20 protein-coding genes are annotated in these 16,664 nt (G+C 27.7%); 8 read left to right on the top strand and 12 right to left on the bottom strand.

The genetic code is table 11. From position 1 onward, the window contains the following. Position 1: 1 nt before the first annotated feature. Positions 2 to 634, top strand: coding sequence for a leucyl/phenylalanyl-tRNA--protein transferase (gene aat / locus ACFOWD_RS02070; protein ID WP_377407700.1), 633 nt, complete (start codon positions 2 to 4; stop codon positions 632 to 634). Between the two features lie 8 nt (positions 635 to 642). On the opposite strand, the gene ACFOWD_RS02065 is transcribed toward aat, so the two are convergent. Both ACFOWD_RS02065 and ACFOWD_RS02060 read right to left on the bottom strand, forming a co-directional pair. After that, positions 643 to 2,382 carry a T9SS type A sorting domain-containing protein gene (locus ACFOWD_RS02065; RefSeq protein ID WP_377407698.1) on the bottom strand — a complete coding sequence of 580 codons (1,740 nt, stop codon included), beginning with the start codon at positions 2,380 to 2,382 and terminating at the stop codon, positions 643 to 645. A 116-nt stretch (positions 2,383 to 2,498) separates the two neighbouring features. Further along, complete coding sequence (locus ACFOWD_RS02060) at positions 2,499 to 3,458, bottom strand: glycosyl hydrolase (RefSeq protein ID WP_377407696.1); 960 nt, start codon at positions 3,456 to 3,458, stop codon at positions 2,499 to 2,501. A gap of 211 nt (positions 3,459 to 3,669) precedes the next feature. Here ACFOWD_RS02060 and ACFOWD_RS02055 point away from each other — a divergent pair, with 211 nt between their 5' ends. Next, positions 3,670 to 3,840 carry a hypothetical protein gene (locus ACFOWD_RS02055; RefSeq protein WP_377407694.1) on the top strand — a complete coding sequence of 57 codons (171 nt, stop codon included), beginning with the start codon at positions 3,670 to 3,672 and terminating at the stop codon, positions 3,838 to 3,840. A gap of 63 nt (positions 3,841 to 3,903) precedes the next feature. Here ACFOWD_RS02055 and ACFOWD_RS02050 read toward each other — a convergent pair whose 3' ends face one another. From ACFOWD_RS02050 to ACFOWD_RS02020, 7 genes are all read right to left on the bottom strand, one after another. Further along, a complete protein-coding gene (locus ACFOWD_RS02050) occupies positions 3,904 to 4,665 on the bottom strand; it encodes a DUF4097 family beta strand repeat-containing protein (protein WP_377407692.1) in 762 nt (253 codons plus the stop codon). A gap of 31 nt (positions 4,666 to 4,696) precedes the next feature. Then, on the bottom strand, positions 4,697 to 5,518 hold the full coding sequence (locus ACFOWD_RS02045) for a hypothetical protein (protein WP_377407690.1): 822 nt from the start codon (positions 5,516 to 5,518) through the stop codon (positions 4,697 to 4,699). Between the two features lie 9 nt (positions 5,519 to 5,527). Further along, entirely contained in the window at positions 5,528 to 6,280 is a 753-nt protein-coding gene (locus tag ACFOWD_RS02040) for a zf-HC2 domain-containing protein (protein WP_377407688.1), read from the bottom strand. Between the two features lie 5 nt (positions 6,281 to 6,285). Next, complete coding sequence (locus ACFOWD_RS02035; RefSeq protein WP_377407686.1) at positions 6,286 to 6,816, bottom strand: RNA polymerase sigma factor; 531 nt, start codon at positions 6,814 to 6,816, stop codon at positions 6,286 to 6,288. 133 nt (positions 6,817 to 6,949) lie between these two features. Continuing rightward, entirely contained in the window at positions 6,950 to 7,357 is a 408-nt protein-coding gene (gene mscL, locus ACFOWD_RS02030; protein WP_298992516.1) for a large-conductance mechanosensitive channel protein MscL, read from the bottom strand. Between the two features lie 54 nt (positions 7,358 to 7,411). Next, positions 7,412 to 8,515 (bottom strand): alanine racemase, encoded by a 1,104-nt coding sequence (gene alr, locus ACFOWD_RS02025; RefSeq protein WP_377407684.1) that lies wholly within the window; start codon positions 8,513 to 8,515, stop codon positions 7,412 to 7,414. Continuing rightward, complete coding sequence (locus ACFOWD_RS02020) at positions 8,505 to 9,128, bottom strand: thymidine kinase (protein WP_298989775.1); 624 nt, start codon at positions 9,126 to 9,128, stop codon at positions 8,505 to 8,507. The genes alr and ACFOWD_RS02020 overlap by 11 nt, the downstream gene beginning before the upstream one ends. Before the next feature lie 101 nt (positions 9,129 to 9,229). Between ACFOWD_RS02020 and ACFOWD_RS02015 the strand changes: the two genes are divergently transcribed. Genes ACFOWD_RS02015 through ACFOWD_RS02000 form a run of 4 tightly spaced genes read left to right on the top strand, consistent with a single transcriptional unit; the run spans position 9,230 to position 12,107 of the window. Further along, entirely contained in the window at positions 9,230 to 10,090 is an 861-nt protein-coding gene (locus ACFOWD_RS02015) for a hypothetical protein (protein WP_377407681.1), read from the top strand. A gap of 9 nt (positions 10,091 to 10,099) precedes the next feature. Further along, positions 10,100 to 11,083 carry a glycosyltransferase family 4 protein gene (locus tag ACFOWD_RS02010; protein ID WP_377407679.1) on the top strand — a complete coding sequence of 328 codons (984 nt, stop codon included), beginning with the start codon at positions 10,100 to 10,102 and terminating at the stop codon, positions 11,081 to 11,083. Positions 11,084 to 11,097: 14 nt separating this feature from the next. Next, positions 11,098 to 11,571, top strand: a complete 474-nt coding sequence (locus tag ACFOWD_RS02005) for a hypothetical protein (RefSeq protein ID WP_377407677.1) — start codon at positions 11,098 to 11,100, stop codon at positions 11,569 to 11,571. Between the two features lie 59 nt (positions 11,572 to 11,630). Continuing rightward, positions 11,631 to 12,107: a DUF4252 domain-containing protein gene (locus tag ACFOWD_RS02000; protein ID WP_298989757.1), complete on the top strand. Its 477-nt coding sequence runs from the start codon at positions 11,631 to 11,633 to the stop codon at positions 12,105 to 12,107. A gap of 19 nt (positions 12,108 to 12,126) precedes the next feature. On the opposite strand, the gene ACFOWD_RS01995 is transcribed toward ACFOWD_RS02000, so the two are convergent. Beyond that, entirely contained in the window at positions 12,127 to 12,474 is a 348-nt protein-coding gene (locus ACFOWD_RS01995; protein WP_377407674.1) for an arsenate reductase family protein, read from the bottom strand. Between the two features lie 41 nt (positions 12,475 to 12,515). Between ACFOWD_RS01995 and ACFOWD_RS01990 the strand changes: the two genes are divergently transcribed. Next, a complete protein-coding gene (locus tag ACFOWD_RS01990; RefSeq protein ID WP_377407672.1) occupies positions 12,516 to 12,971 on the top strand; it encodes a DinB family protein in 456 nt (151 codons plus the stop codon). 42 nt (positions 12,972 to 13,013) lie between these two features. Further along, the gene (locus ACFOWD_RS01985) at positions 13,014 to 14,162 is read left to right on the top strand and encodes a cystathionine gamma-synthase (protein ID WP_377407670.1); all 1,149 of its coding nucleotides are present in this window, start codon (positions 13,014 to 13,016) and stop codon (positions 14,160 to 14,162) included. Between the two features lie 30 nt (positions 14,163 to 14,192). Here ACFOWD_RS01985 and ACFOWD_RS01980 read toward each other — a convergent pair whose 3' ends face one another. Together ACFOWD_RS01980 and ACFOWD_RS01975 are read right to left on the bottom strand one after the other, a co-directional pair. Further along, a complete protein-coding gene (locus ACFOWD_RS01980) occupies positions 14,193 to 15,812 on the bottom strand; it encodes an Ig-like domain-containing protein (RefSeq protein WP_377407668.1) in 1,620 nt (539 codons plus the stop codon). A gap of 55 nt (positions 15,813 to 15,867) precedes the next feature. Then, positions 15,868 to 16,554, bottom strand: coding sequence for a ComF family protein (locus ACFOWD_RS01975; protein ID WP_377407666.1), 687 nt, complete (start codon positions 16,552 to 16,554; stop codon positions 15,868 to 15,870). Positions 16,555 to 16,664 lie beyond the last annotated feature (110 nt).

Genomic DNA, 16,664 nt, shown 5'->3' with positions numbered 1-16,664 from the left:
TATGTTTTGGCTCTCAAATAAAATTGAATTTCCACCTTATGAGTTTACAACTAAAGAAGGTATAATCGCTTTAGGTGGTGACTTATCTTGTGAACGCTTAATACACGCTTATAAAAACGGAATTTTCCCATGGTTTTCTGAAGGAGAACCTATTGTTTGGTATTGTCCTTATAAAAGAATGGTTTTGTTTCCAAATGATTTGAAGATTTCAAAATCTATGCGAAAAGTAATGCAAAAAAGCGAATTTGTAATTACAGAAAATAAAGCTTTTGAAGAGGTTATCTATCATTGTAAATATATTGATAGGAAAGATGGTTTTGGAACTTGGATTACAGATGATATGCAGCAAGCATACATTAATTTATATAAAAAAGGTATTGCTAAATCTGTAGAAGTTTGGTTAGATGAAGAATTAGTTGGTGGTTTATATGGTTTAGAAATTAACGGAATTTTTTGCGGAGAAAGCATGTTTAGTAAAGTATCTAACACCTCTAAATTAGCATTTATTCATTTAGTAAAAAACAACAATTATCGTATAATAGATTGTCAAGTGTATAACGATCATTTAGCAAGTTTAGGAGCCAAAGAAATTGATAGAGAACTGTTTTTGAATATTTTAAAAGAAGTTATTTAAAACTTAAACTATCGTTTTAGAATTTTTTTACTTATAATACTGCCATTTTTTAACGTTAATTTTAAAATATAAACACCTTTTGAGAAATTAGAAAAGTTAATTTTATTTTGATATCCATTAAACTGAAATAATTTAGTTGAAAGTATATTAAATACTTCTATTTTTTTAACTTCAAAATCATCTTCGATTTTTAAATTTATTTCATTTTTAGTCGGGTTTGGATAAGCATAAATTTTGTTTATTAATAATTCATCATTAGAACTTAATGTACTCTTTTCATGTGTAATATCGTCAAAGTAAAAAGTTGCATTAGTAGAAGCATCATTTGGTGTTGTGTAACCTAGCATTAATGTAATTACATTATATACAGGTGGATCACCAGAAAAATCCCAAGTATAAGTTGCCCAATCTCCAGAAACAGTTGTGTTAACGTTTCTTTCATTTGCAAAAGCAGCTTCAGTACTTTCAACTTTAAATTTTAATAAACTACCTACAGGTGCTTCAGTATAAACTTTCATAGAAAGCGCACTTAAATTGGTAAAATCTAAAAAATCAATTAAATTAATTTTACTTTGAGCCCAAGGAGCTCCACCACTTCTTACAAATTTACCTACTGTTGCACTAGGGTTATTGGCATTTATTTTTGGGTTAGCAACTATTGTTGTAAATGCTCCTGAAAAATTTCTAAAATCTGAATCTAGAACACCATTTTCAAAATCTTCAGGTAAAGTTATTGCAACTTGATCAGGGATACTGTTACCAATAATTTGTTCTACATCATCGAATAAAAAAGTAGAATTTGATGAACCATTACCTACATTTCCAAAATCGAATAAAAAATTAATTTTATTATAATTACCAGTTACACCATGAAAATTCCAAGAAGCAGTTTCCCAAGAACTTGAAACTGTTGTTAAATAATCTAAATTTATTTTTCCATCTAGGCCTTCTAATTCTAATTTTATTCTTGTACCAATAGGTGCAGTGGAATAAACTTTCATAGAAAATTGCCACATTGTAGATAAGTCTATATTGTTTGATAGTAATACTTTACTACCAGCCCAAAATTCACCTCCATCTTTAATAAATTTACCAACAGTATTACTTGTGTTAATTCCATTTTTTTGAGGATTTGCTATAACACTTACTGTAGCTCCAGAATAATTAAGAAAGTCAGAAGTTACTACATTATTCTCAAAATTAATAGGGAGTGTTGTTGGTATTGGAGCTGGAGGTCCAGTAACTTGTTCAATATCATCAAAGTAGAATATTGAGGTTGCTGAGCCATCACCTAAGTTACCAAAATCGAACATAAAAACTAATTGATTCAATTCATTAGAAGCTTCTAAAAAGACCCACTCTAATGTTTCCCATTCACCACTTACTGTTGTAAAAGCATCTACTTCTGCAGGAGCACTTGTGCCTTCTAACTTAAATTTTACAGTGGTACCAATTGGTGCAGTACTATACACTTTCATAGTAATTTTTGTCTTTACAGAGAAGTCTAAATTATTTTCTAGAACAATTTTACTGCCTGCCCAAACTTTACCTCCATTTCTTATAATTTGACCAACAGTATTGCTTGTGTTATTAGCATCTAAATATGGGTTTGATACTACAGTACCAACTCCTCCATCAAAATCTTGAAAATCTGATGTTGTTACTGAAGTTTCGAAATCAATTGGAAGTGATTGAGAAAACCCAAGATTAATATTGAAAATTAAAATTAATATGTAAAATTTTCTCATGTTTAATTGAATTATAATAGATTTTCAAATATAGAGACAAATATTACTTAAGGCTAAGAATAAACCAATACAAGAGCAATACAAAAAGATAAAATTGATTTTGTTTTTTAAGTAGACTAATTAGTTTTTATATACTTTTCTTTAGCAATTTCTGTTAACCATTTTTTTGTAATGTATTCACTTTTTTGAATTCTAGAGTCTACATTTTTAAAGTAGTCGTTGGTTGCCCACATCATTTGAGATTTCCAATCAACATTAATATAGCTAAAGGCTTTTATAAAATCTTTATTTTTTTCTATGGTTTCAAAAAAAGGAACAAACCAGTTTTCCCAAATTAATTTTGGATTCTTTTTTAAATCTGCATGGAAATTGCCAAAATCATCTTTTAAAACAGGGCAAGCTTCTGCTATAAAAACAGGTTTTTTGTGTTTTCTGGCAAATTGTATCATTTCTTCATCTGGATTATTAAAATACGAGTATCCACACCAATCTACAAATTCATCTCCTGGATACCATTCTTCTAAAACCTTTTGGTTAGATCCAGTTCCTTTAGATTGCCAAACAAAGGCAACATTATCTACTTTAATTTTTCTAAATATATTGTAAATGCGTTTCCAAGCTTTTAAAAAGTGTTTCTTCTTGTAGTTATTCCAATCCCAACCATCAAACTCGTAACCAATTCTTAAAAAAACAGGTCTTTTGGTTGTTTTTATCCATTCTCCTAATTCAATAATTAATTTATCGTGTTTGCCTTTAGCCACATTTTTATCATGATTAACCATAGACAAGCCAATAGTAAGCTTTGTATTGTTATATTGTTCATCATCTATAAAATATTGTGCACAAGTATCTCCTGCTCCCCAGTTTGCTTTGGTTTTTAATCCATCTAAACCTTCTAATAATAACGAGTAAGATTGGTCTCCAGGAGATAAATTTGAATATAAAGTTATACCTGCAGGAGTTTCAAAGTAATCTAGATAACCATTTTTATATTGTTTAACACCTCCCAAAGCTTCTAAATCTTGCCCAACAAAAACCAATACTTTACCATTTTTTGGTTCGAACTTATTTTTCATGCTATTTGCTGTTTTTGATTGAGAAAATTCTATTTGATAAATAAAAACAAAAATTAAAAAGAAGTATTTTTTCATTACTTAAAGATACTAAAAAGCCATTTCTAAAATGATTTGCTTTTTTAAAAATAAATGAATTTCATTAAAGACATATATTATTAACTTTTATAACCTACCTTTAAATAATTAAGAATTTCTTCTTTAAAACTACAACATGAATAATTTATTTAAGCCAGGTGATATTGTTTGCACAAAAGTAAATCCTTTAAAACCTTTAAAAGTTAGGCTTTATGCAAGAAGAATTTATTATTGTGATAATTTTAAATTTCCAGAAGAAAAAGAGGAAGTATTTTTTGAAAGGGAATTAAAACTTTATAAAAAGTAACTTTAAATAAAAAAACCATTTTCAAATTTTTGAAAATGGTTTACTATTAAATAATACAAATAATTATATTTTTCTTAGAAAAATATCTCCACTTATTGTATTTAATCTAAGGTTAGAAGTTCCCTTATTAATGGTAGTAATAATTTTAGAACCATAACCTTTTCTTTTGTTTTTAGAAAAATTGATATCTAAATCAGAATAAACACCACCTGTTAAAGTTTTTGCTTCTAATTTTGCATCTGCAACATATATGTCTATATCACCACTTATTGTTTTTAAATACATGTCTTTAGAGTGTTTTTTAACTGTGATATCGCCACTAATTAAATCTAGTTTTAAAACACCAGCATAGTTTTCAGCTTCTACACTTCCAGAAATACTTTTTACTTTAAGTTGCATATTTTTAGGAACATAAATTACATAGTCTACAATATTATTGTGTTTATGATTATGGCAATCAGAATCGTTATTTTCTTTTTTATCATCGTGTTTTTCATCATCATCATGAGAATGTTTGTTGTAAGAATAATAGCTTCTGTATTTTTTAAAATAATCTCCATAATCTGATGCTACTTTATAGGTGCTACCTACTTTATCTGCTTTTAAAGAAAAATAATCATTACGTTTATTATCATCTATATTTACAGTTGCTTCTAATGCTATTTGGTTTTTATCCCAATTTTTCACTACAATATTGTTTGCGAATTTAACATGTATGTAAACATCATCTATACCATTAGCTTTTGTGTTTTCTGTTATTTTTTTTTGAGCTGATAGGTTGTTAAAAGTCAATAACAATCCTATGAAAAATAGTAAGTTTTTCATTATTAATATATTAAGTTAAATGATTGATTTTTTATTTTTTACGCAGGTAAATGTTACCCATAGAAGATTTAATATAGATTTTTACACCTCCATTATTCAATTTAGTAACAATGCTTTTTCTACCATTTACAATTGGCATTCCTTTTTTCTTTGGCATTTCTATATCAAAATTGGTATACACAGTTCCTTGAGTTCTTAACTCTAAATCTGCTTTTGAATTTGCTGGTATTGCAACATCTATTTCTGAAACAGAAGAACTTATAGTAATTGGCGATTTTTGACTTACTTTAACAAAATCAATATCAACTTTACCAACATTGCCATCTACAGTAATTGGGCCAGTAACATCTTTTATTTCAATTTTTCCAATGTTAGAAGTAGCTTCAACTTCACCTGTAAAACCTTCTAAATAAATAGACCCCATGTTTCCAGCATCAACAGAAATATTCATGTTTTTAGGTAGCTTAAAAGTTAACCCTCTTCTTTGCATAAAAGACTTTAAATCTGTAACATATAAAATCCCTTCTTCTTTAGAAATAGAAAATCCATAACCATCTGTATCATCTTTTCCTCCAGGATAAATAGCAGTTAATCCTTTCCTTTTATCTTCTTTTTCTTTCGATTTTTTATTTGGAAAATGATCTTCATGATGCTCATGTTTTTCATTACTTTTTGATTTATTATTTTTTGTATCAGTAATAATTAGTTGGCTTGTATTACCTACTTCTACAATCATCTTTGTGTCAGATGTTAAAACTACTTTTGTGATTCCGTTTAAAGAATATTTAAATTCTTTTTGTTGGGCAGTAATAATACTGCTAATGAATACTAATATTAATACTATTTTTTTCATGATTTCTTTCTATAATAATGTTGATAAATTAAGTTGTAATTGTTGTTTTACATATTGAGGAGTTTCCTCTTTTTCGAGCAATTTCTGCATAGGCTTTATGGCTCTTTTTTCTTGAATTTTAGATAAAATTTGAATTACTTCTATTTGTACAGAAGTATTAGTATCTGTTTCAAGACTTTTAATAAAAGCATCTCTAACAATAGTTTCTTCTGAGAATTTAGACAATGCTTCTGCTGCAGCCAAACGCACGTTTGTATTCTTGTCAAAAAACAATCTATTAATTAATGCTTCTATAATTTTTGTGTCTTTATTTGTAAATTCTTCAGCATTTGTAACTGCTAAAATTCTTTTACTTGCTGAACTATTTTCTAAAAGTGCCAACACTTGTGCTGTATTTTTTTCGTTTGTTGGTAAAGAGTTTGATTGATATTTTCCTAATAAAAATGCACTTACAACAATTACAACACTTGCAGCTATTCTAAGGTAAGTTTTCCAATCTGTATGTGTCTTTAATTCTATTACTTTAGGTTTGTTTTCTTCAATTTCTTTAGCTAGCATTTTATCGAAATTCAACTTTAAATTTGCAGAAGGAGTTTCCATTTTATCATGGTCTAAAATGCTTAAAAACGATTTTAATTCTGCTAATTCTTGCTGGCAATTACTACATGTATTTATATGATTCTTTATTTCAGAATTTATAGTATCTGATAAAGTACCTTCTAAATATTCACCTAAATGATTTTCAATTTCTTTACACTTCATCTTATTTATTTTTGAAAATAAATTTCTTTTAATTTCTTCAATGCTCTATGCACCTTAACTTTCACAGCATTTTCTGTACTGCCAATAATTTGTGCAATTTGTTCGTATTTTATTTCTTGAAAACGATGCATTACAATTAATTCTCTATCAGAATTTGATAGTTTTAATAGCGCCTTTTGTAAATGTTCTATCTCTTCTTGATTGCTTTCTGAAACTAAATTTTCACTGGCATTCAATTTATCATCATCAATTTCATTAGTACGTTCTTTTTTTGTTTTTTGGTAATAACTTGAAAATATATTGCGTGCAATTGTATATATCCAAGCTGCAAAATTTCCGTTTTTATAAGATGTTCTATACTTTATTACTTTTATAAATACATCTTGTGTTAAATCTTCACTTACCATTTTGTTTTGTACCATTTTATTAAAATAGTTATAGATGCGTACATTATATTTATCAAACAAAATGCTTAACATTTCTATTTTGCCATTGGCAATTGCTAACATAATTTCTTCGTCTGTTAACTGTTTCAATATTGGTTGTGGTTAGTTACTATTATTAAAACCATCAATTTACAAAAAGGTTACATGTGGTATGTATTTTTTTTTGAATCCATAAAAAAACCCAAGCTAATGCTTGGGTTTAGAAGTTTTTTAATTTATAAATTTATTTTTGCTTGGCTAATAAATCTCTAATTTCTGCTAATAAATCTTCTTGACTAGGTCCTTTTGGAGCTTCTGGTTTTGGCTCTTCTTTCTTTTTAGTAGCATTTATTCCTTTAATAATCATAAACATTACAAAAGCAACAATAATAAAATCGATAACATTTGTTATAAAGTCACCATATAAAACAGCAACTTCTCCTACTTTTTCTCCTGCATCATTTAATGTACCTTCTTTAACTACATATTTTAAATCTTTAAAATCTGCTTTAAATATTAATCCTATTAATGGAGAAACAATACCACCAGTAAATGAAGTTACTACTTGTTTAAATGCAGCACCCATAACAAAACCTACTGCAATATCTACAAGGTTTCCTTTCATAGCAAAGTCCTTAAATTCTTTAAGCATACCCATATTAAATTGTTTTTAAATTAGTTTGTAAAGCGAATGTACTAATTTTTTTTATTTCTTTAACATTTTTTTAACACGTTGAGAAATGGCGGTTAAGGTTTCATAAACAATTGTTTCAGAAACTTTTGATATATGATTAAGCATTTCTTGATTATTAAAGATAATGACTTCATCACCTTCTTTACAGTCAATTTTTGTTACATCAACCATAATCATATCCATACAAACATTACCAATAATTTTTGCTTTTTGATTATTGATGAGTACATATCCATTTTTATTGCCTAGTTTTCTAGATAAACCATCTGCATGACCTACAGGAATTGTAGCTGTTTTAGAATGTCTTTTTGCAACAAAAGCTCTGTTATAACCAACAGTTTCACCTGGTTCTATTAAATGAATTTGTGAAATTATTGATTTTAAATTGTGCGTATTTTTAAGCTCAGCAGTTTCTTTATCATCATTTCCAAAACCATACAAACCAATACCAACTCTTACCATATCAAATTGAGCTTTTGCATAGTTTACAACCCCAGATGTATTTAAAATATGTAACATAGGTTCATAATCTAAATGTTTGTAAAACTGTTTAGCTATGTAAGCAAAGTTGTTTAATTGGTTTATGGTAAATTCTTTTTCTTCCAAATCTTCGCTTGCTGCTAAATGAGAAAATAAAGACTGTACTTTTACATGATTAGTTTTATGTAAACTCTCAATGATTTTAGGAATATCATTATGCCAAAAACCTAATCTATTTAAACCTGTATTAAATTTAATATGAACAGGGTAATTCATTAAAGGAATTTCATCTGCTAAAGTTAAAAAAGCATCAAATATTTTAAAATTGTATAAGTTAGGCTCAAGTTTATAATCAACAATACTTTGTAAATTAGGTATTTGAGGATGTAATACAAGAATAGGAGTTTTTACATTTGCTTCTCTTAAAGCAATCCCTTCATGAGCGTAAGCTACAGCAAAATAATCTACTTTATCTTGTAAAAATTGTGCAACTTTTACTCCATCACTTCCATAACCAAATGCTTTAACTACTGCTAAAATTTTTGTTGTTGGTTGTAATTTTTGTTTAAAATAATTAAGATTATGAGCTAAAGCCTTAGCGTCTATTTCTAAAACAGTAACATGATTATTGGTCATCTGATGCACTTTTTTTAGAAGCAATCATTTCTTTTTGCTTTTGTATTGCTTTATAATATGCAGCTCTACTTAAAGGTTCGTATTCTTGAGTTTCGCCAAGCATAACCAAATCATCATTTTGAGCTTTTCTAAAACTATAATGTGCTAAGTTTCCTGTATGAGTGCAAACAGCATGTACTTTAGTTACATACTCAGCTGTTGCCATTAATGCTGGCATAGGACCAAAAGGGTTACCTTTAAAATCCATATCTAAACCAGCTACTATTACACGAATTCCTCTATTTGCTAAATCGTTACAAACTGCAACAATTTCATCATCAAAAAACTGGGCTTCATCTATACCTACAACATCTACATCATTAGCTAGTAACCTTATGTTAGAAGAAACTGGTACAGGTGTAGAACGTATTCTGTTATCATTATGAGATACCACTTCATCTTCATCATATCTCACATCTACAGCAGGCTTAAAAATTTCAACTCGTTGTTTTGCAAACTGCGCTCTTTTTAAACGCCTAATTAATTCTTCTGTTTTACCAGAAAACATAGATCCACAGATAACTTCTATCCAGCCAAATTGTTCTGTATGATTTACTGTATTTTCGAGAAACATTTTGTAATTTTAAGCGTTAAAGTATTATAATTTTAATTATTTTTCGGCGTTTACAAATTTATAAATAATTAGGCGTTAAAAGTAACTTCAACCTACAACTTATGCACAAAAAATTAGAAGCAGATTTAATGAGTTTAGCTCATAGCATTTTAAAAATGAAAAACAAAGATGATGTTTTTGCATTAAAAGATATTTCAAAAGAAGTTTATGAAAAGCTTTCTATGCTTGCATTTGTTGAAGAATATGTAAATACCACTCCAAATTTAGAAACATCTAAAGAAGAGTTATTAGAACAAGTTGAAACTGCATTTGATAAAAAAGAGAATTCACAGCAACCAGTTTTAGAATTTGAAAAAGATGTAAAACCTTTCAAACAAGAAAATGAAAGTGTTGAGGTTGAAGAACAAGAAAAAATTGTTTATGATTTGATGGATGATGCAGTAGAAGAGTCAGCAGAATCTAAAAAATTTAAAGAAAAAGTTGTCGATTTTAATAGAGAAGATCTTGAGTCTAAAAAAGAAGAGGTTGTAGAAGAAATTATTGAACAACCTTTTGATGAGTTAGAGCAATTAATGTTTGCAACAGAAAATCCAACAAATTTTAAAAATGATGTAAAAGATGTTGGAGAAAAGAAAACACCAACATTAGAAGACGAATTACAAGACACGATTTCTGTTGATGTTATGGCTGATTTGTTTGAAAATGTACAGCCAAAATCTTTAAACGATAAATTATTTTCAAACATTCAAATTGGTTTAAATGATAGAATAACGTTTGTAAAAAACTTATTTGAAGGAGATCAAGAAAACTACAATAGAGTCATTTCTCAATTAAATACTTTTAAAACAGAAAAAGAAGCCAGAAAATTTATCAATAAAATGGTAAAACCAGATTATAATTGGTCTGAACACGAAGAATTAGAAAATAGATTTATGGAGATTGTTTCTCGTAAATTTGCTTAAAATTACTTTTTGAAACCTGTTTTAATTCATACTCATTTTCATAAACGCAAGACTGGTGTTACCAGAAGTATAGAAAATGTACTTCCTTTTTTTAATGAAGATTTTGAAACCTATGTCTATGGTTCAAATATAGATGGGCAACACATTTCTACTAAACAACTAAAATCAATCTTATTTTCAGATCGAAAAACTATTGTGCATTGTCACAGAAATAATGAAATAATACGTTTTTTATTTTATCGCTTTTTAGGCGCAAAATTTAAATTAGTAGCAACTAGACATGCAGAAAGTAAACCTTCTAAACTTACCTTGTTTTTATTAAAAAAAGCAGATGTTGTAATCACTCTAATAAAAAGTATGAGTGCTAATTTAGGTATCAAAAATGAGATTGTAGGTCATGGAGTAGATGTCAATAAATTTGAGTCAAAAGTTAATGTAAAAATAGCAGGAGTTTCTCAAGAGAATATTATTTTGAATGCTGGTAGAGTAAGAAAAGCAAAAGGACAAACAACATTATTACAAGCTTCAAAAATATTACAAAATTATAAAAATTGGGCACTAGTTATTGTTGGTAAGGTTGATAAACCTGAGTATTTAAAGGAGTTAAGACATATAGCAAAAGATAGTAATATTGAAGATCAAGTTTATTTTTTTAATGAAACTAGAGATATTGTCCCTTTTTATCAAGCAGCTAAAATAGCAATTGCACCAAGTTTTTCTGAAGGATTTTCATTGGTAACTGCAGAAGCTATGAGTTGTGAATGTACAGTTATTGCTACAAAAAACGTTGGAGTACATTCAGAATTAATAACACATAAAAAAAACGGATATTTATTTGAAGCAGGAAAAATAAACGAATTACAAGAGCTTTTAGAAAATTGTATTAAAAATGAAAATTCTTACTTAGGCAAAGAAGCTAGAAAAGAAATTTTATTAAATTGGGCCGCCGAAAAAGAAGCCAAAAAACTAGTAAATATTTATAAACTTAATTAATAAAAATCAATTCAATGAAAAAATTAGTATTTGTTTTTGCAGCAATATTATTTACATCAATTACCTTAAATGCTCAAAAAATTGAGATGAATAAAGTTTGGGGTGGATATCAATTCACTCAAGATGGAAAAAATTTATCTTTAAATGATATGCAAGAAATTATGAAAAGTAATCAAGAAGCATATGATTTAGTACAGTCTGCAAAATCTAATAAAACTTGGGGTATGATTTTAGGAACAGCAGGAGGTGCATTAGTTGGTTTTCCTATAGGTACAGCAATTGGTGGTGGAGATCCAGAATGGGCATTAGCAGGTGTTGGTGCTGCTTTAATTGTAGCTTCAATTCCTATTGTAAAAGGCTTTAATAATAAAACTAAAAAAGCAGTAGAGCTTTATAATAATGATGTTACTTCAGGAGCTTATCAATTTAATCCAAGCTTCGATTTAAACATAAAAGGAACTTCATTAGGCATAACAATGTCTTTCTAAAAAAAATACTTTTTGTAACAAACCAAATAGTTAATCGTCTCAAAAGAAAACCAAGTAACATGAAACGATTAACTATTTTATTTTTTGCATTATTTGCAATTAACTTATCAGCACAAGAAACAACTTTCAAAAAATTTTACAAATCTCATTCAGATAAATCAGCTTTTTCAATCAACTTAAATGCATCTTTTGCAGGTTCTTTTTTAAGTGATGATGAAGATAAAGATTTAAAAAAGCTATTAAAAAAATCGGGTGATTTTAAATTAATGGTATTTAATAATGATGATGCTTCTGTTTCTAAAGATTTTAAAAAATATCTTAGAAAAAATAAATTAAAGACTATGGCTCGTGTAAAAAGCGATAATAGCAAAGCCGCTTTTTATATTTTAGAAGAAAATGATATCGTAAAAGAGATTATTCTAAGAGCAAATAGTGATGATGACAAATTGGTTATTTTTGGTTTAAAAACTAATTTAACTACAGATGAATTAGCAGAGATGATGTCTAATTCTAACATAAAAATTACAACAGATTAATACCATTTAAAGAGAAGATTTAACCAATCTTCTCTTTTAGTTTTTCAATTTCTTTTTTACTATTTCCAATAAAAATAGAATTATCAACTATAAAAACAGGTCTTTTTAAAAAAGTATATTCATCAAGTAAATATTGTCTATAATCTGCCTCAGATAAATCTTGATTTTTTAAATCCATAGCTTTATACAACTTAGCTCTTTTATTAAATAAAGCTTCATAACTTCCAGAAAGCGCATACATTTCTTCTAATTGATTTACAGAAATAGGATTTGATTTAATTTCTTGTCGCTCAAAACCATCTAAATTTACTTCTTTTAAAATTCTTCTGCACGTATCACAAGTTTGTAAAAAATATACTTTCTTCATTTTATTGATTTATATTTACACTTTCAAAATTAGTGAATATAATGAAAACACAATTTGATATTTTAAGAAAATCTAGAGAGCTAGTTGTTAAAGAATTAGAAGGTTTGTCTATGGATCAAATTCATAAAATACCTGAAGGTTTTAAAAATAACATTGCTTGGAATGTAGCGCATTTAGTGGTTACACAACAGCTCTTGCATTATAAATTATCTGGCTTAAATTGTTTATGTACAGATGAGTTAATAGAGGCACATAGAAAAGGAACTGCACCAACAAAAACTTTTACTGAAGAAGAATTTGAAGAGGTTGTAGAATTGTTATTGGGTTTACCAGACACATTACAAGAAGATTACGAAGCAGGTATTTTCGAGAATTATATAGAGTATCCTACTAGTACTGGGTTTACCTTAACTTCTATAGAAAATGCAATACCTTTTAATAATTTTCATGAGGGCATTCACTATGGAATTATAAGATCAATTAAGAAATTTTTGTAAACTTTTGTCTTTTTTTAGACTACAGATAGAAATAAATAAATAATGAAATTTAACACAAAGACAATTCACGGAGGTCAAAAGCATGAAGAAGCAACAGGTGCTGTAATGCCTCCAGTTTTTTTTACATCAACATATGCACAATCTAGTCCAGGAGAACATAAAGGTTACGAATATTCTAGAGGAGCAAACCCAACAAGAACAGCTTTAGAAAATAGTTTTGCAGCTATAGAAGGAGGTTCGCATGGTTTTGCATTTTCATCTGGTTTATCTGCTATAGATTGTGTTTTACGTTTATTAAATCCTGGTGATGAAATTATTGCAGGAGACGATTTATATGGTGGAACTTATAGAATGTTTACACGATTATTTAAAAAATACGGATTAGAATTTTCGTTTGTAGATATGAATTCTGTAGACAATGTAACAGCTAAAATTACAGAAAAAACAAAATTAGTTTGGTTAGAAACACCAACAAATCCTTTAATGAAAATTGCTGATATTAAAGCAATTACTAATGCAGTTAAAGAACATAATTCAGACATTTTGGTAGCTGTAGATAATACATTTGCAACTCCTTATTTACAACAACCATTAAGTTTAGGGGCAGACATAGTAATGCATTCTGCTACTAAATATTTAGGAGGACATTCAGATTTAGTTATGGGAGCTTTAATGGTGAATGATGAAAAGCTTGCAGAAGAATTGCATTTTATACAGTTTGCTGCAGGTGCTGTTGCTGGTCCTATGGATTCTTTTTTAGCATTAAGAGGTGTAAAAACATTACATATTAGAATGCAAAGACATTGTGAAAATGGAAGAGCAGTAGCTCAGTTTTTACAAAATCACCCAAAAGTTGGTGAGGTATATTATCCAGGTTTAGAAAATCATCCAAATCATACTATTGCCAAAAAACAAATGAAAGATTTTGGAGGCATGGTTTCTTTTCGTTTAAAAGATGAAAGTAAAGAAGCTGCTTTTAAATTCTTAGAAAATACACATGTATTTACTTTAGCAGAATCTTTAGGTGGTGTAGAAAGTTTGGTTAATCATCCAACAACAATGACACATGCTTCTATTCCAGAACCAGAACGTCTAAAAATAGGAATTACTGATTCTTTAATTCGTTTAAGTGTAGGTATAGAAGATGAAGAAGATTTATTGGCAGATTTAGATCAAGCCTTAAACTTATAAATAAAAAAGAGCGCAATTAGCGCTCTTTTTTTATTCAATTACAAAATTAATATTTTCTAAAAAGAAGTTTGCCCTTAAAGGATAATCACTAATTTCTGGATGATACATTATTTTTTCTGGAAGTAACTTTTTTAGAAAATCACCTGTATCCCATTTGTTGTTTTTGTTTTCATCAACAATTGCTCTTAAAGTATACTTTCTAGGTCTTAATAAATCGAAGACAATTTGTGAAGAAGAGGTAATAATTTTACGTTCTACTAGCTCATCTTGTTTTGTACCAGAAAGTAAATCAATAATAACATTCTTGTTTTTTAGATTATTAACATTTACTGTTATTCTTCCATAATCTTCTATTTCTTTAGTGGTTAAGGAATATTTTAAGGTGTCATTTTTAACATTAAAAATATCTGTAAATGCTTCTGGTAAAGCTACAATTCTGTATTTCTGTTGAGGTTTAATATCAAAAAGTATTGCTATTTTATTTTCTTTTTTTGAAGAGATTGTCTTAAAGTTTACTGCAATAGTGTCTTTGTCGAACAAAGATATTTTACTTGTATCTATTTTTACAATTGGATTATTAGTATTCACAAAAAAGGTATCTCTTAAATGCAAAGTGTTTCTTGTAGAAACGCTAATTTGTAAAGAATCAATTTTATTTTTTCTTAATCTTACAGTAACTGTATCTATATATTCTCTATTAGTAACTTTAAAATTTAAAGAGTCTAAATCTACTGGAGTATGCCAAAAGTTTAATGTGTCTTTATCAATCATAAATTTTGAGACACTTTTAAAAGAATCAGGAACTTTAGAGAGTAACTCTAACTTTAAATCTTTTACATTACCAACATAGCCAAACTCAAGTTTACCCCTTGTAATTTCTTTACCTCTTTTAAAATCGAATGGTAAATTTTCACTGAAAAGAATTATGGGTTTACTAATGATACTATCTCTAGGTAATTGAATTGTATCTTTAATGAAACCGATTTTATCTGTAACTGGATTAAAAATATAATCGTTTGCAGATTCTTTTAAAGCAATCATTAAATAATTACCCTTATGCAAGTTTGTAAAATTAAATAAGGTAGAATCTAGTGTACTTGTAATGTAATTAGGTTTCTTTTTATAAATAATAGAATCATTAAAACTGCTATCTATTCTATATAATAAAACATTAATATTTTTTATTTTTTTTGTTGATTTTGCATCTTTTACAAAGCCTGATGTTTTTAAAGAATCTATATATGAACCCGTAGAAAAAACATATTTAAAGTTTTCTAATTTATTACCTTCATTATTATCTTCTACTGCATTTCCAAAATTAAAAATATAGGTTACATTTGGTTGTAACGTATCTAAAATTTCAATTTTTATAGATTTACTTGCAGATCCTTGAGGAGTAATAAGTGGAGGATTTTTCAATGGTGGAGAAACCACAAATTGCTTATTAATGTTTTTTAGTTTTATGAATTCATTAAATTCAATTTTTACTTCTTTCTCTTTAAAGTTTACAGTTTCATAAGGTGGATCTGCAGTAACAAATAAAGGAGCTTCTTCATCTTTAGGTCCTCCATCTGGCCTGCCTGTTCTTGCACAATTAACGTACAAAAGTATTGTAAATAATATAAAAAGTGGTTTGTAAAATGCTTTCACAAAAATAATTTTGACACAAATTAACGATTAATTTTTGAATATAAAATCATAAAATTTATTCTGTATAAGCAATTGTAAGAACACTAATTTTACAGTCTTTTGAATTTAAAAATTCTCTTGCACAAGCTTCTAAAGTGGCGCCTGTTGTAATTACATCATCTATTAAAAGAATATGTTTGTTTTTAAAAAAGTTTATATCTGTTAGTAAAAATTTTGTGTCATTATTTCTAAACCGTTCAAAACGAGTTTTTAAAGTTTGTGTTTTAGTGGCAGAAACTCTAATTAATTTATTTTCTACAAGTGGTTTTTTTAAATGATTGCTTAAAGTTTGTCCGAATTTGGTTACTTGGTTATAACCTCTTTCTTTTAATCTTTTTTTATGTAGAGGAACAGGTATAATATAATCTATATCATTAAATTCTTTATTTTCTTTTAACAATTCTCCTAACCAATCTCCAAATAAAACTCCAATCTCTTCATTTCCTTTGTATTTTAATTCTTCAATTAGTTTTTTGGTGATATTGTTTTTTCTATAAAAAAGTAAAGCAAAAGCTTTCTCTATAATTACTTTACCATAAAAAGCATCAATAATTTTGTTTTGTGTAAAATCTGTGATGTGAGTATGAGGCAAATCATGTCTACAAATTGTACAAATAACAGATTCGTTTTGCAATAATTGTTGATGACAAGTAGCACATAAATTAGGGTAAAAAAGATGAAATAAATCTTTTAGTAGATTCATTTAAAAGGCAATTTTTTGTTTAAATATAAACATTTTTAACCAAAATAAGTTCTGTTTAAAAAAGGTGATTTTTAGTTGATAAAAATCACTAAACGTTTATCTTTGCGCTC

Origin of the sequence: Polaribacter marinivivus (genome assembly GCF_042651285.1) — a bacterium.
Taxonomy (GTDB): domain Bacteria; phylum Bacteroidota; class Bacteroidia; order Flavobacteriales; family Flavobacteriaceae; genus Polaribacter; species Polaribacter marinivivus.
This window is presented reverse-complemented; position numbering and strand designations above follow the sequence as displayed.